The organism is Leclercia sp. G3L, from assembly GCF_021117075.1.
GTDB lineage: Bacteria > Pseudomonadota > Gammaproteobacteria > Enterobacterales > Enterobacteriaceae > Enterobacter > Enterobacter adecarboxylatus_C.
Map to the genome: position 1 here is coordinate 558,617 of NZ_CP088265.1, position 25,773 is coordinate 584,389.

The 25,773-nt window shown below is 56.2% G+C and carries 21 protein-coding genes and 2 pseudogenes; 18 read left to right on the forward strand and 5 right to left on the reverse strand.

Features of this window, described 5'->3' with window-relative positions; translation table 11 throughout:
* The first annotated feature begins 4 nt into the window (after positions 1-4).
* The 13 genes from LRS40_RS04055 (at position 5) to LRS40_RS04115 (ending at position 15,153) form a co-directional block, all read left to right on the forward strand.
* Positions 5-1,534, forward strand: a complete 1,530-nt coding sequence (locus LRS40_RS04055) for a glycosyltransferase (protein ID WP_231313147.1) — start codon at positions 5-7, stop codon at positions 1,532-1,534.
* Positions 1,522-2,544 carry a glycosyltransferase family 1 protein gene (locus LRS40_RS04060; RefSeq protein ID WP_152044266.1) on the forward strand — a complete coding sequence of 341 codons (1,023 nt, stop codon included), beginning with the start codon at positions 1,522-1,524 and terminating at the stop codon, positions 2,542-2,544. The genes LRS40_RS04055 and LRS40_RS04060 overlap by 13 nt, the downstream gene beginning before the upstream one ends.
* 145 nt (positions 2,545-2,689) lie before the next feature.
* Entirely contained in the window at positions 2,690-3,775 is a 1,086-nt protein-coding gene (gene rfbB, locus LRS40_RS04065; protein WP_231313148.1) for a dTDP-glucose 4,6-dehydratase, read from the forward strand.
* On the forward strand, positions 3,775-4,662 hold the full coding sequence (gene rfbD, locus LRS40_RS04070; protein WP_231313149.1) for a dTDP-4-dehydrorhamnose reductase: 888 nt from the start codon (positions 3,775-3,777) through the stop codon (positions 4,660-4,662). Before rfbB ends, rfbD begins: the two co-directional genes overlap by 1 nt.
* A 148-nt stretch (positions 4,663-4,810) precedes the next feature.
* Positions 4,811-5,683, forward strand: coding sequence for a glucose-1-phosphate thymidylyltransferase RfbA (rfbA, locus tag LRS40_RS04075; RefSeq protein ID WP_231313150.1), 873 nt, complete (start codon positions 4,811-4,813; stop codon positions 5,681-5,683).
* A 52-nt stretch (positions 5,684-5,735) separates the two neighbouring features.
* Positions 5,736-6,284 (forward strand): dTDP-4-dehydrorhamnose 3,5-epimerase, encoded by a 549-nt coding sequence (gene rfbC, locus LRS40_RS04080; protein ID WP_142488107.1) that lies wholly within the window; start codon positions 5,736-5,738, stop codon positions 6,282-6,284.
* A gap of 50 nt (positions 6,285-6,334) precedes the next feature.
* A complete protein-coding gene (locus LRS40_RS04085) occupies positions 6,335-8,338 on the forward strand; it encodes a capsular polysaccharide biosynthesis protein (protein WP_231313151.1) in 2,004 nt (667 codons plus the stop codon).
* Between the two features lie 89 nt (positions 8,339-8,427).
* Entirely contained in the window at positions 8,428-9,672 is a 1,245-nt protein-coding gene (locus tag LRS40_RS04090) for a capsule biosynthesis protein (RefSeq protein WP_231313152.1), read from the forward strand.
* A gap of 206 nt (positions 9,673-9,878) precedes the next feature.
* Positions 9,879-10,634: a YafY family protein gene (locus tag LRS40_RS04095; RefSeq protein WP_231313153.1), complete on the forward strand. Its 756-nt coding sequence runs from the start codon at positions 9,879-9,881 to the stop codon at positions 10,632-10,634.
* A gap of 200 nt (positions 10,635-10,834) precedes the next feature.
* The gene (locus LRS40_RS04100; protein WP_231313154.1) at positions 10,835-12,985 is read left to right on the forward strand and encodes a carbon starvation CstA family protein; all 2,151 of its coding nucleotides are present in this window, start codon (positions 10,835-10,837) and stop codon (positions 12,983-12,985) included.
* 90 nt (positions 12,986-13,075) lie between these two features.
* Positions 13,076-13,279: a YbdD/YjiX family protein gene (locus LRS40_RS04105; protein ID WP_032616354.1), complete on the forward strand. Its 204-nt coding sequence runs from the start codon at positions 13,076-13,078 to the stop codon at positions 13,277-13,279.
* 10 nt (positions 13,280-13,289) lie between these two features.
* Positions 13,290-14,243 carry a GTPase gene (gene yjiA, locus LRS40_RS04110; RefSeq protein ID WP_231313155.1) on the forward strand — a complete coding sequence of 318 codons (954 nt, stop codon included), beginning with the start codon at positions 13,290-13,292 and terminating at the stop codon, positions 14,241-14,243.
* A gap of 364 nt (positions 14,244-14,607) precedes the next feature.
* Entirely contained in the window at positions 14,608-15,153 is a 546-nt protein-coding gene (locus LRS40_RS04115; RefSeq protein WP_231313156.1) for a YfaZ family outer membrane protein, read from the forward strand.
* 94 nt (positions 15,154-15,247) lie between these two features.
* On the opposite strand, the gene LRS40_RS04120 is transcribed toward LRS40_RS04115, so the two are convergent.
* From LRS40_RS04120 to LRS40_RS04130, 3 genes and pseudogenes are all read right to left on the reverse strand, one after another.
* Positions 15,248-17,785: a penicillin acylase family protein gene (locus tag LRS40_RS04120; RefSeq protein ID WP_231313157.1), complete on the reverse strand. Its 2,538-nt coding sequence runs from the start codon at positions 17,783-17,785 to the stop codon at positions 15,248-15,250.
* Positions 17,786-18,009: 224 nt separating this feature from the next.
* Entirely contained in the window at positions 18,010-19,380 is a 1,371-nt protein-coding gene (locus LRS40_RS04125; RefSeq protein ID WP_142488100.1) for an NAD-dependent succinate-semialdehyde dehydrogenase, read from the reverse strand.
* 131 nt (positions 19,381-19,511) lie between these two features.
* Positions 19,512-19,646: pseudogene (locus LRS40_RS04130) on the reverse strand (type VI secretion system tube protein Hcp); the annotation flags it as partial.
* A gap of 57 nt (positions 19,647-19,703) precedes the next feature.
* Here LRS40_RS04130 and LRS40_RS04135 point away from each other — a divergent pair.
* The 3 genes and pseudogenes from LRS40_RS04135 to LRS40_RS04145 all read left to right on the forward strand — a co-directional run bounded on the left by LRS40_RS04135 (position 19,704) and on the right by LRS40_RS04145 (position 21,704).
* A protein-coding gene (locus LRS40_RS04135; protein WP_095033700.1) for an IS1-like element IS1B family transposase occupies positions 19,704-20,401 on the forward strand; the annotation gives its coding sequence in 2 pieces (ribosomal slippage) (positions 19,704-19,953 and positions 19,953-20,401; 699 coding nt in all).
* Positions 20,402-20,423: 22 nt separating this feature from the next.
* Positions 20,424-21,131 (forward strand): annotated as a pseudogene (locus tag LRS40_RS04140) (restriction endonuclease subunit S); the annotation flags it as partial.
* A gap of 237 nt (positions 21,132-21,368) precedes the next feature.
* A complete protein-coding gene (locus LRS40_RS04145) occupies positions 21,369-21,704 on the forward strand; it encodes a SymE family type I addiction module toxin (protein ID WP_231313158.1) in 336 nt (111 codons plus the stop codon).
* Positions 21,705-21,760: 56 nt separating this feature from the next.
* On the opposite strand, the gene LRS40_RS04150 is transcribed toward LRS40_RS04145, so the two are convergent.
* Together LRS40_RS04150 and LRS40_RS04155 are read right to left on the reverse strand one after the other, a co-directional pair.
* Complete coding sequence (locus LRS40_RS04150; RefSeq protein WP_231313159.1) at positions 21,761-22,567, reverse strand: hypothetical protein; 807 nt, start codon at positions 22,565-22,567, stop codon at positions 21,761-21,763.
* Entirely contained in the window at positions 22,530-23,528 is a 999-nt protein-coding gene (locus LRS40_RS04155) for a type IV toxin-antitoxin system AbiEi family antitoxin (RefSeq protein WP_231313160.1), read from the reverse strand. The genes LRS40_RS04150 and LRS40_RS04155 overlap by 38 nt, the downstream gene beginning before the upstream one ends.
* Before the next feature lie 114 nt (positions 23,529-23,642).
* On the opposite strand from LRS40_RS04155, the gene LRS40_RS04160 reads away from it, so the two are divergent.
* Complete coding sequence (locus LRS40_RS04160; RefSeq protein WP_231313161.1) at positions 23,643-24,386, forward strand: metallophosphoesterase; 744 nt, start codon at positions 23,643-23,645, stop codon at positions 24,384-24,386.
* Positions 24,387-24,489: 103 nt separating this feature from the next.
* On the forward strand, positions 24,490-25,770 hold the full coding sequence (locus LRS40_RS04165; RefSeq protein WP_231313162.1) for a DUF445 domain-containing protein: 1,281 nt from the start codon (positions 24,490-24,492) through the stop codon (positions 25,768-25,770).
* Positions 25,771-25,773: the final 3 nt, after the last annotated feature.

Here is a 25,773-nt window from a genome sequence, read left to right on the forward strand (position 1 = left end):
TTCCGTGATCGTGCAGCCCGGTGAACGCCGTCTGATCGATCGCCTGCTGGCCCGCTGGGGCAACCTGCCCCGCGTCTGCCTGCATCTGGTAAACGGCGGCGATGAGGCATCACGCCAGCGCACGCTCGAAAGCATCGCGGCGCTCTGTTACCCGGCCACGCATATCACCGTGCTGGAGCACCCCTCTGATAGTGTAAGGCCAGAGGGAGAATGGCAGTGGGCCATTCCGGTTGGGCCGGAACTCGCTCCGGCCGCATTAGTGTGGCTGGCGCACCAGCTGCGCCAGACGCCAGAGGCAAAATGGATCTACGGCGATCACGATCTGCTGGATGAAAAAGGAAAACGCCACTCGCCGGACTTCAAACCGGACTGGAACGAAACCCTGCTGCACAGCCAGAACTATGTCGGCTGGAGTGGCCTCTGGCGGGAACAGGGTACCTTCGCCATCCCGCAGGACGGGGGTGAAAACTACCGCGGCTGGTTGCAGCTGGCCCGGCAGCTCGCGCCCAAAGATATCGCGCATATCCCCGCCCTGCTGATGCACGTCCCGGACGCGCTGGTGCAGCACGATGGCTACGAAACCCTGGCAAACCAGCTGCAAGATTTACCCGTCGGGGTAACGCTGGAGTCGGCTCCGCACGGCATCTGCCGCTGGCGCTGGCCGCTGCCGGAACAGCTTCCCCGGGTGTCGGTGATCATCCCCACCCGCAACGGACTGGCGCATCTCAGGCCGTGCATTGAAAGCCTGGTGCAGCACACCCGCTACCCGAATATCGAAATCATGGTGATGGATAACCAGAGCGACGATCCCGACACGCTGGCTTATTTTGGCTACATTACCCGGGAGTACGGGGTGCGGGTTATCGCCTGGGACCATCCGTTTAACTACTCTGCGATCAACAATGCGGGCGTGCGCGAGGCCACGGGCGAGCTTATCTGCCTGCTCAATAACGACACCGAGGTGATTAACCCGCAGTGGCTGGATGAGATGGTCTCCCACCTGCTGCGCCCGGGCGTCGGCATCGTGGGGGCAAGGCTCTTCTACGGCGATGGCCGGGTCCAGCATGCGGGCGATGCCGTCGGGCCGGGTGGCTGCGCCGATCATTTTCACAGTGGGCTGGCCGCCGATGAACCCGGCTACCAGCGCAGGGCGGTGAGCGCCCAGGAGCTCTCCGCCGTAACGGCGGCCTGTCTGCTCACCCATCGCCAGCTCTTTTTATCCCTTAACGGCTTAGATGAAGTTAACCTGCCGGTGGCCTTTAACGATGTGGATTACTGTCTGCGGGTCGGCGAGGCTGGCTGGCGTATCGTCTGGACGCCCTTTGCCGAGCTGTATCACCACGAGTCGGTCTCCCGCGGCAAAGATGTCACGCCAGAACAGCTGGCACGCTCCCAGGGTGAGCTGCGCTATATGAAAAAACGCTGGGCGCAGCGGCTCACACACGATCCCGCATACAATCCCAACCTGAGCTATGACCGACCCGATTTCTCATTAAGTCATGCTCCTAATGTGGTGCTGCCATGGACGAACTGATCAGAAAGGCACTCTTTAAACCGTATCTGAAGTTGAATAAGCAAAGCAGCGAGACGCCTGCTGACAACTGGGCGTGCCGCTCTCTGTTGATTCTGCATGAAGGGAATTCACCGACGCTGGCCTATTTTGAAGCGGCCATCCGGAGTCGCTTTCCCGGCGCGGTCTGTCAGCTGGTGGATACCTTAACCACGCCCACTATCGACGTGGATAAAGGGGCGGCCATTGTGGTTATCCGCTTTATCTCCGCCGAGTGGCAGCGCGAAATTGCGCGCAACATCGACGATCTCTCACAGGTGGTCTACTTCATGGATGACGATCTGTTTGACCCGTCCGCGTTAGGGGCGCTACCCAAAGCCTACCGGACGAAGATCATTCGTCGTTCTGCGGCCCAGCATCGCTGGATCACCTCGCACTGCGACAGTATTTGGGTGTCGACGCCCTACCTGGCCAGTAAATATGCCCACCTCAACCCCGATGTGGTGCCCGCGCAGCCCACGCCGCTGCTGCTGGCCGTTAAGCAACCGGTAAAAATTGCTTACCACGGCTCCAGCTCGCACCAGGCCGAAAAGTACTGGCTGCGTGAGGTGATGGGCGGGGTGCTGGCCCAGTGCCCGCAGGCCAGCTTCGAAATCTTTGGCGAACACGAAATCTATAAGCTCTATCGCGATCTGCCGCGCGTGACGGTACTGCATCCCATGAGCTGGCAGAACTATCTGGATTACACCCAGCATCACCGAATCGATATCGGTCTGGCGCCGTTACTGGCGTCAGAATTTAATATGGCGCGCGGGCCGGTAAAATTTTATGATTTCGTTCGCATGGGCGCAGTGGGGGTTTACAGCAACTGCGCGCCCTACAGTGACTTTATAGAGCAAAATATCAATGGCGTGCTGCTGAATAACGATCCACAGAAGTGGATCGATACCCTGGCGCTGCTGGTGAATTCCGGGCAAAAACGTCAGACGCTGGCGAAAAATGCGAAGGAATACTCGTACTCGTTAATCAGTTAAAAACGGGACGGCAAGGGAAATAATGATTTCCACCCTGTAACAGGCGTTGTATTTCAGACTGCCTGCCGCTAAAACACGGTCTGAACGGATAGCAGAGATTGTGTTCTGGTGACCATTTCATTCAATAGAAAAGTAAAAATCGCTTATGAAAATCCTTGTAACCGGTGGAGCCGGTTTTATCGGTTCTGCTGTTGTTCGCCATATCATCCGGGATACGCAGGATGCGGTGATCAACCTTGATAAGCTTACCTACGCGGGCAATCTGGAATCGCTGGCCGAGGTCGCAGCGAGCGACCGTTACGCCTTCGAACAGGTGGATATCTGCAATCGTGCAGAGCTGGATCGGGTCTTTGCCACCCATAAACCGGATGCGGTGATGCATCTGGCCGCCGAGAGCCATGTGGATCGCTCCATTACCGGCCCGGCTGATTTTATCGAAACCAATATCGTTGGCACTTACACGCTGCTGGAAGCGGCTCGCGCTTACTGGAGCGAGCTGGATGAATCCCGCAAGCAGGCGTTCCGTTTCCACCACATCTCCACCGACGAAGTGTATGGCGACCTGCCGCACCCGGATGAAGTGAGTTCGGGTAGTGAGCTGCCGCTCTTTACCGAGACCACGCCGTACGCGCCAAGCAGCCCGTACTCCGCGTCGAAAGCCTCCAGCGACCATCTGGTGCGCGCGTGGCGTCGTACCTATGGCCTGCCGACCATCGTCACCAACTGCTCCAACAACTACGGCCCGTATCACTTCCCTGAGAAGCTGATCCCGCTGGTGATCCTCAATGCGCTGGATGGCAAAGCGCTGCCCATCTACGGCAAAGGCGATCAGATCCGCGACTGGCTCTACGTTGAAGATCATGCCCGTGCGCTCTACACCGTAGTGACCACCGGCGTGGTGGGCGAGACCTACAACATCGGCGGCCACAACGAGAAGCAGAACCTGGACGTGGTACACACCATCTGCGACCTGCTCGACGAGATGGTGCCGAAAACCGGTTCTTACCGCGACCAGATCACCTACGTGACTGACCGCCCGGGCCACGACCGCCGCTACGCCATCGATGCCAGCAAAATGAGCCACGAGCTGAACTGGCAGCCGCAGGAGACCTTTGAGTCCGGCATCCGTAAAACCGTGCAGTGGTATCTGGATAACCAGCAGTGGGTCAACAACGTGAAAAGCGGCAGCTATCAGGACTGGATCGCGAAGAACTATCAGGAGCGTAACTGATGCATATTCTGCTGTTCGGCAAAAATGGCCAGGTAGGCTGGGAACTGCAGCGCGCGCTGCTGCCGCTGGGTCGTATCACGGCGGTGGATTTTGACTCTACCGATTACTGCGGTGACTTCAGCAACCCGGAAGGCGTGGCCGAGACCGTGCGTCTGCTGAAGCCGGACGTGATCGTCAACGCCGCCGCGCATACCGCGGTGGATAAAGCCGAGAGCGAGCGCGACTTCGCCGAGCTGCTCAACGCCACCAGCGTTGCCGCCATCGCCAAAGAAGCCGAGGCGCTGGGCGCCTGGCTGGTGCACTACTCCACCGACTACGTCTTCAACGGCAGCGGTGAAAAACCCTGGGTAGAGACAGACCAGACCGCGCCGCTGAACGTCTACGGCGAAACCAAGCTGGCGGGCGAACAGGCTGCCGCGCTCTGCTCCCGTCATCTGATCTTCCGCACCAGCTGGGTCTATGCTGCCCGTGGCGCCAACTTCGCCAAAACCATGCTGCGTTTTGGTAAAGAGCGCAGCGAGATGTCGGTCATCAACGATCAGTTTGGTGCACCGACCGGCGCAGAGCTGCTGGCCGACTGCACGGCCCATGCGATCCGTATCGCGCAGGATAAACCCAACGTTGCCGGGCTTTATCACCTGATCGCCTCAGGCACCACCACCTGGTTCGACTATGCCCAGCGGGTATTCGCGACCGCTCGCGCGGCGGGCGTTGAGCTGGCTGTCACTCAGGTGAACGCGGTTCCGACCAGCGCCTTCCCGACCCCGGCTAAGCGTCCACATAACTCACGCCTCGATACCAGCAAGTTCCAGCGCACCTTCGGGATGACGCTGCCGGACTGGACGATCGGCGTTGATCGCATGCTGGCTGAAATTCTTGGAAAGTAAACGCATCAAGGTATGCTATGCGTGCCTTGTTTTAGCGACACGGACCTTTGTCAGGGAGCGGCTTTTTTAGCTTCCCTTTACAGCAATCAAACAGATGGTAGTGAGGGCGTTGCGCCCCTCTACAGCAAAACAGAAGAATTGAAGGATTATGAGCAAGCGTAAAGGTATTATTCTGGCCGGTGGGTCAGGGACTCGTCTCTATCCGGTCACCATGGCGGTGAGCAAACAGCTGCTGCCAATCTACGACAAACCGATGATCTACTACCCGCTGAGCACCCTGATGCTGGCAGGTATCCGCGATATCCTGATCATCAGCACCCCACAGGATACGCCGCGCTTTGAGCAGCTGCTGGGCGACGGTAGCCAGTGGGGCCTGAACCTGCAGTACAAAGTGCAGCCAAGCCCGGACGGTCTGGCCCAGGCCTTTATCCTCGGCGAAGAGTTTATCGGCGACGACGACTGCGCGCTGGTGCTGGGCGACAACATCTTCTACGGTCACGATCTGCAAAAACAGCTGGAAGCCGCCGCAGCGAAAACGGCGGGTGCCACCGTCTTTGCCTATCATGTACAGGATCCGGAGCGTTATGGCGTGGTGGAGTTTGACCATGCAGGCACTGCCATCTCCCTGGAAGAGAAGCCGCTGGAACCGAAGAGCAACTATGCGGTTACCGGCCTCTACTTCTACGACAACCGCGTGGTTGAGATTGCCAAAAGCCTGAAACCGTCGCCGCGCGGCGAGCTGGAAATCACTGACGTGAACCGCATCTACCTTGAGCAGGGGAATTTGTCGGTCGCCATGATGGGTCGTGGTTATGCCTGGCTTGATACCGGCACCCACGAGAGCCTGATCGAGGCCAGCAACTTCATCCAGACCATCGAAACCCGTCAGGGGCTGAAAGTGGCCTGTCCTGAAGAGATTGCCTACCGTCTGAAGTTTATCGATGCTGAGCAGGTGCGCAAATTAGCCGCGCCGCTGGCGAAGAATGCTTACGGGCAATATCTGCTGAAAATGCTCAAGTAGTCATCATTAACTCCTGGGGCGTTAAGCCCCATTTATGAATCAGGCCGTAATCATGAACGTAATTCAGACCGCCATTCCCGACGTCTTCATCTTTGAGCCGAAAGTGTTTGGCGATGACCGTGGTTTCTTCTTCGAAAGCTTTAACCACCAGCAGTTCGAAGCGGCTATTGGCCGCAGCGTAAACTTCGTCCAAGACAACCACTCCAAGTCCTCTAAGGGCGTATTACGTGGCCTGCACTACCAGCTGGCACCGCATGCGCAGGGCAAACTGGTGCGTTGCGTGGCCGGTGAAGTGTTCGACGTGGCGGTGGATATCCGTAAAAGCTCCCCGACCTTTGGTCAGTGGGTGGGCGTGCACCTGTCTGGCGAGAACAAGCGCCAGCTGTGGATCCCGGAAGGTTTCGCCCACGGCTTTATGACCCTGAGCGACACCGCAGAGTTCCTGTACAAAACCACCAACTACTATGCGCCGGAGAGCGACCGTGGCATCCGCTGGAACGATGAGACCATTGCGATTACATGGCCGGAAATCGACAGCGAGATCCTCACCTCCGCCAAAGACAGCGTTGCCAAATCCTTCCCTGACGCAGAGTACTTCTGAGTCACACGCCCCGCAGTGACGCGGGGCGTTTTCTGATGCACAGAGCGCACATGAAATTCTACACAGGTTCAGCCGGGATCCTGGCCCGAAAGGCACAGCTTGAGCCGATGCTTGGCCGCCCGTTACACGCCTTTAAAAGCGGCATGGAACTGGCGCAGGACGATGTACTGGTCGGCTGGGGCCAAAAAGCCAATACCCGCCAAATAAAACAGAAAGCCCATGAACGCGGGCTGCCGTACTGGCAGCTGGAAGATGGCTTTATCGGGTATATTGGCCACCCCGCCAGAGGGGGCAAGGCCGTCTCCCTGATCGCCGATCCTGTGGGAATTTACTACGACGCTCGCCAGCCCAGCCGCCTTGAGCAGCTGATCGCTACGCCCTGCGATGCAAAAATGGTGGCGCGGGCGGAAGCGCTGACCCGCGAGCTGCTGCGCCTGGGCATCACCAAGTACAACTGTTACGCCGCAGACAGCGGGTTACCCGATGCGCTGGCAGCCCGCCTGCACAACGATCCTCGCCCTAAGGTGCTGCTGATTGACCAGGTGGCGGGAGATCTCTCCATTCCCGGCGCGCTCGCAGCCACTGAGGATTTTGAGGCGATGGTCGCGGCGGCGCGGCGTAACCACCCTGGCGCCCGCCTGCTGTTGCGCACCCACCCGGACACCCGGCTGGGCAAGAAGCGCGGCGTGCTGGCGCAGATGCAGCTGGACGACGTGGAGCTGGTCACCGATCACTGCCATCCCCACGCCCTGCTGAATGAAGTGGAGGCGGTCTATACCGTCTCCTCGCAGATGGGGTTTGAAGCCCTGCTGCTGGGCAAAGCGGTCTACTGCTTCGGCATGCCGTTTTACGCTGGCTGGGGGCTGACCCACGACAGCAAAACCTGCCCGCGTCGCCAGGCGCAGGTGAGCCTGCCGCAGCTGGTGGCAGCGGCGCTGATCCTCTATCCCCGCTATCTGGACCCGGTTCTGGACCAGCGCTGCGAAGTGGAGCAGGTGCTGCAGATTATTGCGGGACAGTTGACCCCCGCCCCGCGCTATCGCCGTCTCTATATGGTGGGCTTCTCGCTGTGGAAACGCGCCTTTATGCGCGCCTTCTGCCAGCCGCTGGCCACGGAGCTGCACTTTGTGCGCACCCCGCCTGCCCAGCTGGCAGACGACGAGCAGGTGCTGGTCTGGGGTAGCCGCTACCCTGAACTGGCGAACCCGATCCGTGTAGAAGATGGCTTTATCCGCTCCCGCGGGCTGGGTTCGAATCTGTGCCGACCTTCCTCGCTCTCCATCGACCCGGTGGGGATCTATTTTGACAGCCGCCGTCCGAGCGGGCTGGAGCAGTTGCTTAATCAGCAGCCGCTCAGTGAGCAGGAGCTGGAACGCGGTGCCGCGCTGGTGGATCTGCTCCGCCAGCATGGGGTCAGCAAATATAACGTCGGTACCGTGCAGCCCTTCATGCCGCCAGGCGACGGGCGTGCGCTGGTGCTGGTAGTGGGCCAGGTGGATGGCGATGCCTCAATCCTGACCGGCAGCCCGGTGATCCGTAGCAACGAGCAGCTGCTGTGGGCGGTGCGCGCCGCCCGGCCGGACGCGCATATCCTGTTTAAACCGCACCCCGACGTGGTGGCGGGCAACCGGGCCGGGGCTATCTCGGCCGAATGCCTGGCACGCTGCGTTGACAGCCAGGTGCTGGATCTCGGCCTGACCAGTCTCTATCCCCATGTCGATGAGCTGCACACCATGACCTCCCTCAGCGGGTTTGAAGCGCTGGTCCAGGGGGTGAAGGTCACCACCTGGGGCCAGCCGTTCTACAGCGGCTGGGGGCTGACCGAAGATATCCATCCTGCTGAACGCCGTCAGCGCACCCTGCCGCTGGCCGCGCTGGTCTATCTGACGCTGGTCGCCTATCCGCGCTACATCGACTGGCAGAGCGGCCTGTGGATGAGCCCGGAGCAGCTCATCCGCCAGCTGGCGGTGCAGGGAAACTCATCCTCGCAGAAAGCCAGCCGCTGGCAGCGCTGGCAACTCAAACTGAGCTATCTGGCTCAGACGCTTCGCTAGAAAACTAGTTATCCCGATTTATTAAAGAAAAGCGGTCATCAAGTCGCTAACAAACATGTCTCATCAACGGAACCGATCTGGGAAAAACAATGGAAGAGCAAGCTATCCGCCATCTGCTGAATGGCCGCCGATATCTTTTATTACAAGGACCAATGGGCCCCTGCTTTTCACGTCTGGCAAGCTGGTTGCAGAGCAGCAACCGTGAAGTGAAGCAGGTCTGCTTTAATGCCGGGGACTCATGGTACGCCGCGAAAGAGACCGCGCTGCACTACACCGGCTCAGTAAAAAATTTTGCCTTCTGGCTGCGCGAGTTACATAAAACCTACCCCTTCGACACCATCGTCTGTTTTGGTGACTGTCGCCCGATGCATATCGAAGCGAAGAAGTGGGCGCGCAGCAAATCCATCGATTTTCTGGCGTTTGAAGAGGGCTATTTCCGTCCCTTCTACATCACCCTGGAAAAAGGGGGCGTGAATGCCTTCTCCTCGATGCCCATTGATGCGAAGTATTATCGCGAGCAGCCGCTGCCGGAGCTGAAAACCCCAACGCCGTGGAAACCGAGTTCCTTTAACCGTGCCGCCCATGCCATGCTCTACTATGCGGCGGGCTGGTTTGGCCGCCATCGCTACCGGGGCTACCGCCACCACAAGTCGTTCTCCCCGTGGTATGAGATGCGCTGCTGGTTCCGCGCCGGTCGCCGTAAGCTGTGGTATCGCTGGCAGCAGCGCCACATGCTGAGCCATATCACTGAAAAACTGGATAACCAGTACTACCTGGCAATTTTGCAGGTCTACAACGACAGCCAGATTATTCATCACAGCCCGTATAAAGACGTGCGTGACTATATTGAAACCGTGATCCGCTCCTTTGCCCGCCATGCGTCGAAAGAGCGCTATCTGGTGTTCAAGCATCACCCGATGGATCGTGGTCACCGTTTTTACGGCATCCTGATTAACAAGCTGACCGAAAAGTATGACGTCAGCGGCCGGGTGCTCTATGTCCACGATCTCTCCCTGCCCGCCCTGCTGACCCACACCCGGGGCGTGATCACCGTGAACAGCACCGCCGGCCTGTCGGCGCTGATCCATAACAAGCCGCTCAAGGTGATGGGCAAAGCGCTGTACGACATCGAAGGGTTAACCTGGCAGGGGCCGCTGAACCAGTTCTGGCAGGCGGATTTTGCTCCCGATGCAAAACTGTTCCAGCGTTTTCGTACCCACCTGCTCTATCAAACGCAGATCAACGCCGTCTTTTACGGCAAGTCCGACTGGCTGAACATCCCGACAGAAATTCCCCTGACGACACCGCTTGCCGATTCCGAGCTCGAACGCTAATTCATCTCCACGCCGGGGAAATTGCCCCGGCGGATCCGATCTCTACCGCGCTTTTATCCCGCCGCTGTAAAAATCCCTAATGTTTATCCCAATTCTGGCCGTTATAACCTAAGACAAATTTTTATGCCGAATTCTGTACTGACATATTTTGTCAGCCGCACCGGCATAATGTTCACAGCAATGGCTTAAATAACGGGAAAGCATATATGACAATTCCGACCAGGAGTCGCTCGGCTGAAAGGTTGGTTGATATTCTGCTGGAGCTCCATTTACACGGCGTGGTTAACCGCCAGGCATTGATGCATAAATTTAATATCACTGAGCGCACGGTTTATCGCGATCTGAATGCCCTTTCGCCCATTGTGGAGCACACCGGAGACGGGCAGTACCGGCTTATTCATGCTCTTCAGGTGCCTGACGCACCCGGCGCGATGCATCGTCTGTTACCGACCCTGGAAAAAGCCATTAAGCACCGGCAAGTTTGCCAGATCCTGTATAAAGATAAATCGCGACTGATTAAACCCTATAAACTAATTAACAAAAATAACCTCTGTTATTTACAAGCCACTGATAATAACAAACTGAAATCATTTAGCCTGAGCCTGATCCAGTGGCTGGATATTCGCAGCGACAACTTTATTCCGGATAATAAGATCCTCGAATTAGTTGAAACCAGCCTTGAGCCCTGGGTCAGCGAAGAGACTTTCGAGGTGGATATATTTATTCCTGCGAGCATGGCGCACTATTTTAAGCGTCGCGAGCTGCTGCCCGGTCAGGAGATGTTGAGCGACGGACAGCAGGGGATCACCCTGCGCTGCCGGGCCGCACATGAGAACCAGATCCTGCCGCTGCTCTTCTACTGGCTGCCCAACGTTCAGGTGCTGGAACCGGCCTGGCTTAAGCAGAAGTTTGTCGCCATCCTGGAAAGCTATCTGGCAACGGAGCTAACCGAAGTAGAGTGATCCTCCTCACACAATTTTCCCCACTGACGGCGAGCCTGAACCACTCGCCCTCCCTGTAGACCGCTCATCCCGCCATACAACCACTCACCGATTTACCCTCCTTTACGCGCGTAAGGCTCTGGCAAGATCGCCTCAGCATTACTCAATATCTCTCACAGCGAACCATGACCCTTTTTTCATCTAAAAAACCAGGTTTTATTATGGACATTAAAAAACTACTTAAGCACGTTCCCTGGCTGCTGCTCGGGATCCTCGGTGCCTGTTGCCTTGCCGTCGTCGCCCTGCGCCGCGGGGAGCACATCAGCGCCCTGTGGATCGTCGTGGCCTCGGTATCGGTCTATCTGGTGGCGTACCGCTACTACAGTCTCTATATCGCGCAGAAGGTCATGAAGCTCGACCCGACGCGTGCCACCCCGGCGGTCATCAACAATGACGGCCTGAACTACGTGCCAACCAACCGCTACGTGCTGTTTGGTCACCACTTTGCCGCCATCGCAGGCGCGGGCCCGCTGGTCGGCCCGGTGCTGGCCGCACAGATGGGCTACCTGCCGGGTACCCTGTGGCTGCTGGCGGGCGTGGTGCTGGCGGGGGCGGTGCAGGACTTTATGGTGCTGTTTATCTCTTCCCGCCGTAACGGCGCGTCTCTGGGTGAGATGATCAAAGAAGAGATGGGCCGCGTGCCGGGGACTATCGCCCTGTTCGGCTGCTTCCTGATTATGATCATCATCCTGGCGGTGCTGGCCCTGATCGTGGTGAAAGCCCTGGCCGAAAGCCCGTGGGGCGTGTTCACCGTCTGTTCCACCGTGCCGATTGCGCTGTTCATGGGGATCTACATGCGATTCCTGCGTCCGGGCCGCGTGGGTGAAGTGTCGGTGATCGGTATCGTGCTGCTGGTGGCGTCTATTTACTTCGGCGGCGTCATTGCGCATGACCCGAACTGGGGCCCGGCGCTGACCTTCAAAGACACCACCATTACCTTCGTGCTGGTTGGCTATGCCTTTGTCTCTGCCCTGCTGCCGGTATGGCTGATTCTGGCGCCGCGTGACTACCTGGCGACCTTCCTGAAAATCGGCGTGATCGTCGGGCTGGCGATCGGCATCGTGATCATCAACCCTGAGCTGAAAATGCCTGCGGTGACCCAGTACATCGACGGTACCGGTCCACTGTGGAAAGGCGCCCTGTTCCCGTTCCTGTTTATTACTATCGCCTGTGGCGCGGTCTCTGGCTTCCATGCCCTGATTGCCTCCGGCACCACGCCGAAGCTGCTGGCGAACGAAAACGACGCCCGCCTGATCGGTTACGGCGCGATGCTGATGGAGTCCTTCGTGGCGGTCATGGCTCTGGTGGCGGCGTCCATCATCGAGCCGGGTCTCTACTTCGCGATGAACACCCCGCCTGCGGGCCTGGGCATTACCATGCCAAACCTGCATGAGATGGGCGGTGACAATGCGGCGCTGATCATGGCGCAGCTGAAAGACGTGAGCGCCCACGCGGCGGCAACCGTCAGCTCCTGGGGCTTTGTGATCTCGCCTGAGCAGATCATGCAGACCGCGAAAGACATCGGTGAACCGTCGGTGCTGAACCGTGCCGGTGGCGCGCCAACCCTGGCAGTGGGTATCGCCCACGTGTTCCACAAAGTGCTGCCGTGGGCGGACATGGGCTTCTGGTACCACTTCGGTATTCTGTTCGAAGCGCTGTTCATCCTGACCGCGCTGGATGCAGGTACTCGTGCAGGCCGCTTTATGCTGCAGGACCTGCTGGGTAACTTCGTGCCGTTCCTGAAGAAAACCGACTCGCTGGTGGCCGGCATTCTGGGTACTGCGGGCTGCGTCGGCCTGTGGGGCTACCTGCTGTATCAGGGCGTTGTCGACCCGCTGGGCGGCGTGAAGAGCCTGTGGCCGCTGTTCGGGATCTCTAACCAGATGCTGGCAGCCGTTGCCCTGGTGCTCGGCACCGTGGTGCTGGTGAAGATGAAGCGCACCAAATACATCTGGGTGACCGTGGTGCCTGCCCTGTGGCTGCTGCTCTGCACCACCTGGGCGCTGGGTCTGAAACTGTTCAGCACCAACCCGCAGCTGGAAGGCTTCTTCTTTATGGCTAACCAGTACAAAGAGAAGATTGCGGCAGGCGATGAGCTGACTGCCCAACAGATTGCCAACATGAACCATATCGTGGTGAACAACTACACTAACGCGGGTCTGAGCATTCTGTTCCTGGTGGTGGTCTACAGCATCATCTTCTACGGCATCAAAACCTGGATGAAAGTGCGTAACGCCGACGGTCGTACGGATAAAGAGACCCCGTATGTACCGGTACCGGAAGGCGGCGTGAAGACCTCTTCACACCATTAATCCACTCTCCTCTCCCTTTGGGAGAGGGTTGGAATACTCACAGGCCCGGCAAGCGTAGCGCCGCCGGGCTTTTTCTATCTGGATGGCACAATGTTTGGTAACTTAGGCGAAGCTAAAAAATACCTCGGTCAGGCAGCGAAAATGCTGATTGGCATCCCGGATTATGACAACTACGTTGAACATATGAAGACCAACCATCCGGATAAGCCGTACATGACCTACAACGAATTCTTCCGCGAGCGTCAGGAAGCGCGCTACGGCGGAGGAGGAGAAGGCGGCGTACGCTGCTGCTAAAGGAGAGACCATGACACCGATTGCCGTTACCCTACTCACCGGCTTTCTCGGCGCGGGCAAAACCACCCTGCTGCGCCACATCCTGAACGAACAACACGGCTTTAAAATCGCGGTCATCGAAAACGAGTTCGGGGAAGTCTCGGTTGACGACCAGCTGATTGGCGATCGCGCCACCCAGATCAAAACCCTGACCAACGGCTGCATCTGCTGCACCCGCTCGAATGAGCTGGAAGACGCCCTGCTCGACCTGCTCGACAGCCGCGATCGCGGCGAGATCGACTTCGACCGCCTGGCGATCGAGTGCACCGGCATGGCCGACCCCGGCCCGATTATTCAGACCTTCTTCTCTCACGAGATCCTCTGCCAGCGCTACCTGCTGGACGGCGTGATCGCCCTGGTGGACGCGGTCCACGCCGACGACCAGATGAACCAGTTCACCATCGCCCAGTCGCAGGTGGGCTACGCCGACCGCATCCTGCTGACCAAAACCGACGTGGCGGGTGAGAGCGAGAAGCTGCGCGAGCGCCTGACGCGCATTAACGCCCGCGCGCCCATCTTTACCGTTACCCATGGCGATATCGATCTCGCCCAGCTGTTCAATACCAACGGCTTTATGCTGGAAGAAAAGGTGACCTCGAAGCCGCGTTTCCACTTTATGGCCGACAAGCAGAATGATGTCTCCTCTATCGTGGTTGAACTGGATTACCCGGTGGATATCAGCGAAGTCTCCCGGGTGATGGAGAACCTGCTGCTCTCCTTTGCCGATAAACTGCTGCGCTACAAAGGCATGCTGTGGATCGACGGCGAGCCGAACCGCCTGCTGTTCCAGGGCGTCCAGCGCCTCTACAGCGCCGACTGGGACCGCCCGTGGGGCGAGGAAGCGCCGCACAGCGTGATGGTGTTTATCGGGATTGAACTGCCGGAAGAAGAGATCCGCGCGGGGTTTGCCGGATTGAAAAAATAACATCTGCACTCCCTTTTCTCCAAAAGGGAGTGGCTTCTTTGCGGCGCAGATAACGATGAATCAATGTAAATAAAGGTTATAAACTGTAAAGCTGAAAATGGATTACGTAATGATAATAATCACCATTATTTCGTTGCTCACTATTTTCTATGCTCTATTCAGCGTCTGTTTAGGGAATAAACTAAATCGATCTTAAACACCTTGAGATCAATGATTGACCCCGCAACAAAGTCACCATTTCGCAACAATAACACTGAAATAAATTCACACAATCAGCATAAAAATCCGACCCTGATCACATTTGCAGTCATAAACGTCGCTTGTTAAGGTGCCCTCAGATTAATTTGATGACGAGGCATAAAACATGAAAAAGCTTAATATTCTTCTCCTTTCCGCGCTGACTGCGGTATCAGGTTCTGCCCTGGCCATGGGCGGCAGCATTGAACAGGGTAAAAACTTCACCAACCTGAATGTGGAAATGGGTAAATCCTCATCCGGTCTGTATACCGAAGGTCACTGGCTCAAAAATACCGATGACGGCACCCAGACCGGTGGCGTTGGCGTTGGCTACAACTTTGAAGTCGGCCCGGTGATGCTGAATGCAGGTGCGAAAGCCATCTACGTTGGTCCGAAAAAAGGCGATAACGGCGTGGCATTCCCGGTCGGCGGCGGCGTGAACGTGGCGCTGACGGACAGCATTAACCTGTTCGGTGAAGGTTACGTTGCCCCGGACGGCCTGAACAACAGCGTTAAAAACTACGTTGAAGCAAACGGCGGCGTCAGCTGGACGCCGGTCAAACCGGTTACGCTGAAAGTGGGTTACCGCCACGTAAGCGTTGATGGCAAAGACAATCGTCCAAACCACACTCTGATTGACGGCGCCTACGTTGGCGGCGGCGTGAGCTTCTAACCCAACAAACTGCCGGGTGGCGCTGCGCTTACCCGGCCTACAAAACCGTAGGCCCGTGCAAGCGCAGCGCCGCCGGGCGAAACGGCACTCACTCTTACCGCTGTACCTGCAAAATCTCCTGCGACTCCTGATGCGCCGCCACCTCCTGCGGGGTTAACCACAGCGGTTTACGCCCGAAGGTTTCATACAGTTTTTGCTGATCGCGATAGTGCTTATCCGGCGTACCGTCCGGGGCGATAAAGCCGCTCTGTCCGGGTGCCATCACGTCCCATGCCAGAACCGGTGCTTCCTGCGAAGTCGGCGAGAAGACAATCATGTCGTTTTCCGTGCCGCGATTCTGATACTCCGCCTGATGGACGGCCTCTTCCGGCGCCGCCTGCGGAACGCCAAAGAAGTTACTGGCGCGGAAGGTCAACGCCATCGCCGGGGTTTTCCACTGCGTAATATCGTTGCCGTACTGCTGCGACAGCGTCTGCCAGGCTTCCTGCAGAGCAGCAAGGATCACCTCCTGCTGCGGCCTGCCGCCGAACAGATCCACCGCCTGTGGGATCGCAGATTTTTCCCCCTGCAACGCTTCATACAGCACTTTCGCCCCCACGCTGATATTCAGCGATCCGGTCGGCCCGTCCTGCGTGGTTTCGTAGCCGCTGGCGCTATACCATTTGTTGAACGGCTCCGGCACCGCCGCCGCGACGGTCTGTTTCAACATGCTGCTCAGCCAGACGTTTAAAATCGCCGAGCCCGGCTGTTGCAGCGTTTTGCCATCCTCGTTGAGAAGGTTCACCCCATCCCAGTCGCTTAACCGTTTTACCAGCTGCTGGCGCGGATCGTCACCCGGCAACTGTGCCGTGGCGTTTTGCAGAGCGGGTAAAAACAGCCGGCGGGTCAGATCCTGACGGCTGGTCTGCCGGATCAGATCCCAGGCCTGCTCGTAAGTAAAGGTGGGTTGTTTATCGATAAGCTGGCTAATCTCGGTCACGCGATCCGCGCTCCCCCATAAGAAGGCAAACAGATCCGAGGCCGGATAGCCCTGCTGGGGTGAGTTATTCCAGTTGGCGATATAGCCCGACTTCGGGTTATAGACCTTAGGATTAAGATCGAACGGCAGCAGCCCCTGCCAGTCCCACTTGCCGGTGCCCGGCACCGGCAGACGCGGATCGTGCCCTGGCTGACGCTGCGGATAAGCCCCGCCATGCACGTAGCCAATGTTGCCGTCGATATCGGCGTAATACCAGTTGATGGTCAGGGCCTGCTTCGCCGCCTGCTGCGTCCACTCCTGCCAGTTTTTCGCCTTCATCTGATGGGTCCAGGCCAGCAGGGAGGCCACCTCTTTGCCGTCCCAGGCCCGCGCTTTGGCATACGCCGTTTGCGTGGCCGAGTCGGTTTTTATCACGTTGCCATGTAGGGTGCGATAGACGGTAAAGGTCTCTGGCTGCCCGTCTTTAACGACGATTTTCTCTTCGCGGCTGAGCATCTTGATCCACTCGCCATTATGCAGGTACTGCCCTGGCTTTTGATCGGAAAGTTGTTCCACAAAAATGTCGACATCATCGCCAAAACCGGCGGTAGATCCCCATGAAATGGTGCCATTATGGCCAAACACCAGCCCCGGATAGGCAAAGGGCGTATTGCCCGTGACATCATAACCCGCGCCGTGCAACCCAATACCGTAGGTGTACGCCGGCGCATACCAGCCGAACTGCGGCCCATTGACCATGATCGCTTTGGCATCCTGGGTTTTGCCCTTACCCAGCACCCACATGTTGCTGGTGGTGGGATACCCCGCCAGGCCGTTGGCTCCGCCGTGAACAAACTGCGCCATGATCGTCTCGCGGTTCTGCGCCGTGGTCAGCGCCAGCAGGCCACCATCATCACCTTTGGCCGGTCGATCCAGCATTGGCGGCGACATATCGTAACGCGGCAACAGGGCGGCGGTTTGCGTGGTGTTGAGATCGAACTTAACCGGATACTGACTCTCCTGCGGAGCGATGGTGGTCGGCGCCGCCGGATTGACCAGCCATTTCAGCTGGTTGAAGACCGCCATTCCCTTGTCGCCATACTTATCTTTTAACGCCGTCAGCAGAGCGAGGTTGTCGATCTCGCTGGTGGCGTCAGAAAAACGGTTCGCCATGGTCCCGACAAAGACCATCGCCACATCAAAAGGCTCCCAGCGTTTTGGCGTAAAGCCGAAGGTGGAGAATTGTTTTGGCAACAGTTTGCCGGGATCGCCGTTCACCCGGTCGATCCAGGCGTTCATCCCATCGGCATAGCCCTGCAGAATGGCTTTATCATCCGCACTGAGCGCAGCGATTTGCGCGCGGATCGAATCCGGCCAGTAGTTCTGGCGGATATCCTTATCGAATTTAACAAAAGTACTGCCGAGAACTTCGGCAACCTGTCCCTGGGTGCTGCGACGCGCCATCTCCATCTGGAACAGGCGATCCTGCGCCACCACATAGCCGTAGCCATAGAACAGACGGTAGGTGTCATCGGCGTAGATGTGCGGCATGCCGTATTGATCGCGCACGATTTTGACTTCGGTTGCGGGATGTTCAGCTCGTGCTGTCAGGGTCCATGTACAGGCCAGGGAAGCCACAATACCGTTCACGATCATACGATTTCTGTTTATCATTGTATCCTCTTGCAGGTGTATGATTAGCGAATTCATACTAGCAACGGGCCAATGGTTATCCAGAATTGCGGGATGGTTTCTCTGCGAACTGTGAGGGCGCTAGCTAATTTATGACACACAAATAATTCTGTATCACATTTATTCGAATCACTTAACGAGCCTATGGACTGCGGGTTGGTTCCCTCTCCCCTTTGGGGAGAGGGTCAGGATGAGGGGGAAAATACCTACCGGCGGATGACCACCAGCTTCTGGTTCACAAACTCTTTAATCCCCAGATCCGACAGCTCGCGACCGTAGCCGGAGCGCTTCACGCCGCCAAACGGCAGCTCGGCGGCGGTATCGGTGAGCCAGTTGATCCACACCATCCCGGTCTCGATTTTCGAGGCCATCTTTTTAGCGCGATCGATATCCTTACTGAACACCGCACCGCCCAGGCCGTAGTGCGAGTCGTTGGCCAGCTTCACCGCCTCGTCATCGTTTTTCACCACGTAGATCTGCGCTACCGGGCCGAAAAACTCTTCAAAATACGCCGGGTTATCGCGGGTAATGTTGGTCAGAATGGTCGGCTCAAAGAAGCTGCCTTCACGCTGGACCGGTTTGCCGCCGAAATGCAGCGTCGCGCCATTTTTCACCGCCTCGTCCACCTGTTTCGTCAGGGTCTCAAGCGCCTCTTTCGATGACAGCGGCCCGAGTCGGGTGCTCTCGTCGAGCGGATCGCCTATTTTGATGTTGCGGAATGCCTCGGTGTATTTCGTCAGGAACTGCTCGGCCACCTTCTCGTGCACGATAAAGCGCTTGGCGGCAGTACAGACCTGTCCGGCATTGGCAAGGCGGGCGTTGACGCCGATCTTCACCGCTTTCTCCAGATCCGCATCGTCCAGCACCACGAACACGTCATTACCGCCCAGTTCGAGGGTCGATTTCTTGATGTGCTTCGCCGCCTGAGCGGCCACCACGCTACCGGCCTTCTCGGACCCGGTCAGGGCCGCGCCCTGCACGCGATCGTCGGCGATAATATTCGCCACCTGATCGGAAGAGATAAACAGGTTAGTCCATGCTCCGTCCGGCGCACCGGCTTCGCGCACCAGATGGGCGAAGGCCTCCGCACAGTGCGGAACGATGCTGGCATGTTTGGCGATCACCGGGTTACCCGCCGCCAGGTTCGGGGCCAGCACGCGCATCAGCTGGTAGTAAGGGAAGTTCCACGGCTCCACGGCCATCACCACGCCGATCGGATGGTGCTCCACCCACGCCTCGCCCATCTCAGAGGGGTATTTCACCGGGGCGAGAAATTGTTTGGCATTATCCGCGTAGTAGCGGGCAATCTGCGCGCAGAGCTTCACCTCGCCGCGGCTCTGGGCAATGAGTTTACCCATCTCCTCGCTGGCAATTTTTGCCAGCTCTTCGCTACGGGAATCAATCAGATCCGCCAGCTTGTGCAGCACCGCCAGGCGCTTGTCGATGCTGCCTTTTGACCAGTCGGAATGGTAGAGCGCGTCGGCGGTACTCAGCGCCGCCTCGACATCAGCATCGGTATGAGAAGGATATTCTTTGATGAGTTTGTTGTTGGCAGGATTCACTGTCTTATAGGCCATTGTTGCCTCCTTTTTTACCGCGTTGGGTATTAAGGGTAGTCAAAATGGCTGAGTTCGCAGGTAAAGTTAGGTATACAGGTAACGCCACCGGGAGGGTGGCGTTAGAGATTAAAGCCTTAGAACACAGCCATCTATGCGACGCAGCGTTCGTTCCAGCTGTCTTTAAAGACAATATTTCCGTCAACATACTTCCACTGAATAGACTCGTAGCGAAGCTCAATATTTTCTAAATGAGTTCCTGTACCAGAGCCGGGATGAAGACTGGGTGGGTGATGCTGCCAACTTACTGATTTAGTGTATGATGGTGTTTTTGAGGTGCTCCAGTGGCTTCTGTTTCTATCAGCTGTCCCTCCTGTTCAGCTACTGACGGGGTGGTGCGTAACGGCAAAAGCACTGCCGGACATCAGCGCTATCTCTGCTCTCACTGCCGTAAAACATGGCAACTGCAGTTCACTTACACCGCTTCTCAACCCGGTACGCACCAGAAAATCATTGATATGGCCATGAATGGCGTTGGATGCCGGGCAACCGCCCGCATTATGGGCGTTGGCCTCAACACGATTTTCCGCCATTTAAAAAACTCAGGCCGCAGTCGGTAACCTCGCGCATACAGCCGGGCAGTGACGTCATCGTCTGCGCGGAAATGGACGAACAGTGGGGATACGTCGGGGCTAAATCGCGCCAGCGCTGGCTGTTTTACGCGTATGACAGGCTCCGGAAGACGGTTGTTGCGCACGTATTCGGTGAACGCACTATGGCGACGCTGGGGCGTCTTATGAGCCTGCTGTCACCCTTTGACGTGGTGATATGGATGACGGATGGCTGGCCGCTGTATGAATCCCGCCTGAAGGGAAAGCTGCACGTAATCAGCAAGCGATATACGCAGCGAATTGAGCGGCATAACCTGAATCTGAGGCAGCACCTGGCACGGCTGGGACGGAAGTCGCTGTCGTTCTCAAAATCGGTGGAGCTGCATGACAAAGTCATCGGGCATTATCTGAACATAAAACACTATCAATAAGTTGGAGTCATTACCGATCAATTCTTGTATTGGTGAATTAGCACAAGTACTAACCGGAAAAACACCTAAGCGAACCAATAATAGTTACTGGGAAAATGGCACAATCCCTTGGCTGACAAGTGCGAGTACTGGTAAGCATTTTGTAGAAAATGCAGAACAATTCATTACAAAGACAGCATTAAAAGAGTGCAGTCTTAAAATATTTCCTCGTGGAACATTACTGTTGGCGATGTATGGTGAAGGGAAAACACGTGGTCAAGTTACTGAATTAAAGATAGATGCAACATGCAATCAAGCCTGCGCGGCGATAATATGTAATCAAGATAAAATTGAGCTTCAATTTTTGAAACTACGATTAATAGAAAACTATCAAAAAACGCGTAAAGCCGCCGCAGGTGGAAACCAACCAAATCTAAACTTAAATAAGGTAAGGGAAATTCCTGTCATAGTTCCTTCTCTAAAAGAACAAGCCGAAATCGTCCGCCGTGTCGAACAGCTCTTCGCCTACGCCGACACCATCGAAAAGCAGGTCAACGCCGCTCTGGAGCGCGTCAACAACCTCACCCAGTCGATACTGGCGAAAGCCTTCCGGGGTGAACTGACCGCCCAGTGGCGTGCAGAAAACCCGGATCTGATCAGCGGTGAAAATAGCGCCGCAGCATTACTGGAAAAAATAAAAGCCGAACGGGCAGCCAGCGGCACAAAAAAAACCGCACGTAAAAAATCCTGACTCTTATTATTCGCGCACCTCCGGGTGCGCTTTTTATATTATCCCGCCAGCACACCGCATTCATAAACAGCAAAAAAGCGCACCAGTAAACGCCATAACCCCTCTTATTTTTACCGATTATCAGCTGGACTTAATTTGACCACTGGTTATATTAGCAGGGTTATTTAGCGCCCCCGCCGCGTGCTGCAACACGCAACGGGGACTCATCACAACCCCTATTTAGAGAGAATAGAGACTATGACTGACATCGATTCTATTGCAGAACTGATTAAACCTGTAGTGTTTCCTTCCACCCTGCGCAGTTATACCGTGTCGTATGTGAGCAATTATCCAAAATACGATCGTTCCCCGGCGCTGATATTAAAAGGCCAGTGGCTGGAAAAAGCAGGTTTTCCTACCGGCAGAAAGCTGGAGGTGCGGATGATGGAGGAGTGTATCGTCATTACCGCCAAAGCCATGGAGCCGACGCTCGAAGACACCTTCCGCCGGGTGCAGAATCTGTCTAATCGCAAACAGCAGCAGATCCTTGAGTTTATTAACATGGTCGAGCGGAATAAAAATACCTTCCGCTAAGCGTCACCCGGCCCACGGTAACCCGGCGGTTACCGTGGGGAATATCCGCAAGTTCACTACCCCAGAAGGGTTTGCCAGAAATCACCCACCAGCCGTTCAATGCGTTCTTCAGAAACATCAACCCGTTGCCTTACCATGACGTCCACCAGTTTTTGCATATCAAACTGGCGCAGGCTTTCCCGGTTTTCGGCTGACATCAGCGTCGCGACATCACTTCCCGCCAGCAGTGCCCCCATGCGCTCTGGATCCCAGTCAACAGAATCACCCCACTCTTCATTTTCATATAACCGGGCCTCCTCCACGTACTGGTACTCATGCAGAATTTTGTAAATATCGACGGCGTCTTTTGTGTATTCATCGCCGCGAGTACGCCAGGCAAAAAGCTTTAACAACAGCAAACCCGGCAAGGAACTGAATCGCACGTCGCCGCAACCAGGTATCTTAACTGTCAGCGTATTCGCGTAAGCTTCTGCAAAACCTTCTACCGACATCGTCACTGCCAGTTCGGGAGGCCAGCGAATTTCGTTTCCCTGAGCAACCTCGCCAAAAGGTAAAATATCAATCTCTACCCCTTCCCACAGCACCCGCTGTACGTTGCCAGGAATGTCTGTGGCACCCTGTGCCAGCATGCTGTTTTTCAGCAGGTTAAACTGCGCCCAGTCTCTTATCAGCACCGCAATATCAATATCACGCGTATGTCGCCCGGCACTTCGGCCATGCACATGGGTAAGAAGCACTTCACGCGCCATTGCGCCTGCGACAAAAAATTCGCTTCCGGTCTCATTACAAATACGCGTAATCCGTTCCAGCGTGGCACGAATATCCTCAGAAAGAGGGCTTTGCAATGTGCAGGTATTGCTCATTAATTCTTCTCGCGGTTTCAATATTTCGATCGTCATTCGATGCCAGCAGCTCAGCGACGGTTAATAATGCCCAGGCGCGCTCATCAATCGTAAAGGTTTCACCCCAAAAACGTTGAATAAGCAGCCAGTTACCCGTTGGTGACGGACGCAAACCCAGCGCTTTCCATCGTTCAGTAAACGGATGGGATGTGAAAATCTCGAATTTCTCAGGGTATAAATATCCACCGCTGAGTTTATGCCCTGCAACCTCACCGGCCCAGCATTCGCCCTCAAGTAAGGATGCATTTTGCCACGGCAGCTCGCCCGTCAACCTCAGGGTTTTTAGTTTTGGTCGAAGAACGATGGGATACTCTTGCACCCACAGCCAACAGAGCTCGTTGATTCGCGTAAAACGTCGGCCATCGTTACTTTCACGGTACAACTTTTTGCTGGCCAGATAATCAAAGCCTTTGCTCACCATGCCCAGAGAAATACCGGCTAATCCTGCAATTTCCCGATAGGTGTAGTTGATTGCCTTTTCATCGGATAACAGCACAAACAGCAGTTTCATAATGCCGATGGAAAGTGAGCCTGAATGTTCAGTGCGCCTTTCGCTCTTCTTCCCTGAGACATGCACATAGAGGCCCGGTGCAGAGATAAAAGCGTTACCTGCACCGTCAATAAAGTTCAGCGCATTGTCGATGCAATACTGCTGATGCGCAGGTGATAAATAAAGGCAGATAAGGAGCCCGGCATGCCTTGCCCCCACGCTATCGACCCTTTCCCGCCACTTTTCAAGCCACTCGCTGCGCGGCTGTGTTTTGACTTCAGTACAAAAGGACATTTCTCTGCCGTCAGACATGCTTAACAACAGAGTACCGTCGAAGGTATTTTGTACAGGCAAAGGGGTATACTGGAATCGTCCTGGAGCTGCGGGCAACTGCGTAAGGGCGGTTTCAACTATCTCAATTTCATTGCTCATTTTGTTCACGCCTTTATTTGTGTTCACGCTTCATGAACACCATGATTTTATGAACAAACCGTCATTTCATGCAACTACTGTTTACTCTTCAGGACGTCATTGCAGGGAAGAAAGATGATTCTCACACTGCTTTACAACCCCATCGGTCGGGATTTTATTATTGGAGATTTGCACGGTGCCCTTCCGATGCTGAATGCTTTGCTGGGGCATGTTCGTTTTGATTCGACAAAAGATCGTCTTATTGCGGTGGGCGATCTTTTCGATCGGGGGGCATCACCGAAAGACTGCCTGTTTTTACTCAATCAGCCATGGTTCCATACAGTTCGCGGTAATCACGAACACAACTTACTCCTCTGGAACAATGCCGTTTCACAAGAACAAAAACAGGCAGCACGGTCGCAGATCCTCGCGGCTGGTGGGGAATGGTTTTTCGCGTTGCCAGAACCTGAACAGACGTCATTGTGTCACCTGATTGCCGGGTTACCGCTGGTCATTCTGCTTTCATCACGCGAACAACGCTACTGTGTGATCCACGCTGAGGTGGCACAAGGTTACGATGATATCGATGCCTTTCTGATGGCATTGCTGGATGAGGAACCCGCCGTTTTACGCAACTGCTTGTCAGGGAGATGGCGTCACAGAACAGCAGACAGATGTCCGATAGCGAATATCGACTGGGTTGTCTGCGGACACACCACTGTCTTACCGACCAACAGGATCAGAGGGAATAGCCTTAACCTTGATTATGGACTCCCTTCCACACACCCAATGTCGGCACTGGGTATGTACGAAACGGGGACAGACTCGCTGTGGCTTTGCAACCAACAGCTTCAGGTTGCGAAGCACAACGACACATAATCCGTTCACGAACACTTTCCGTTCATGATTCGTGAACAAATTAAATTCGTGAACATCGCCACGCTTTTGCATTTTCCCCGTTCCTGCCTCTATCCTTAACCCTATGGAAAAACTCGCTGAACTCAAACGCGCCAAGCTCCTGGCGCTGTCGCTGCTGCTGATTGCCGCCGCGACCTTTATCGCCACCCTCTTCCTGCCACAGACTTTCTGGGTGCGGGGGGTGAAAGCTATTGCCGAAGCGGCGATGGTCGGCGCCCTGGCCGACTGGTTTGCCGTGGTGGCCCTGTTCCGCCGGGTGCCGATCCCCTTTATCTCGCGTCATACGGCAATTATCCCGCGCAATAAGGACAGGATTGGTGACAATCTTGGCCAGTTCGTGCAGGAGAAATTCCTCGATACCCAGTCGCTGGTGGCGCTGATCCGCCAGCATGAACCGGCTCTGCTTATCGGTAACTGGTTCAACAAGCCGGATAACGCCCAGCGCGTCGGGCAGCATATCATGCAGGTGATGAGCGGTTTCCTTGAGCTGACCGACGACGGGCGCATCCAGCGGATGCTTAAGCGGGCGGTGCATAAGGCGCTGGATAAGGTCGATTTCAGCGAAACCAGCGCCGCGATGCTGGAGAGCATGACCAAAAACAGCCGCCATCAGGTACTGCTGGATGCGGTGATTAACCGCCTGATTACGCTCCTGCAACGCGACAGCACCCGCGACTTTATCGCCGCGCAAATCGTTCACTGGCTGAAGACCGAGCACCCGCGCAAGGCGATGATCCTGCCCACCGAGTGGCTGGGAGATCAGAGCGCCGAGCTGGTCTCCAATGCGGTGAATGCCATCCTGGATGACGTCAGCCACGACCGCACCCATCAGATCCGTCAGGCCTTCGATCGCGCGGTGCTTAAGCTGGTGGATAATCTGAAAAACGATCCTGAAACCGCGGCCAAAGCCGAGAACATCAAAGAATATCTGAAGAACGACGAGGCCTTTAACCGCTATCTGGGGGAGATGTGGGCCGACCTGCGCCAGTGGCTGAAAGCCGACATGCAGAGCGACGACTCCCGCGTGAAGCAGCGCCTCGCCAACGCTGGCTTGTGGTTTGGTGAAACCCTGGTGGCGGACACCAACCTGCGCGCCTCCCTGAACGAGCATCTGGAGCAGGCCGCCCATCGCGTGGCGCCGGATTTTGCCCGCTTCCTCACCCGCCACATCAGCGACACGGTCAAAGGCTGGGATGCCAAAGATATGTCCCGGCAGATTGAGCTCAACATCGGCAAGGATCTGCAGTTTATCCGGGTCAACGGCACCCTGGTGGGCGGCACCATCGGGCTGATCCTGTTCCTGTTGTCGCAACTGCCCGAGGTGCTGCCCCTGCTCACCCGGTAAGGG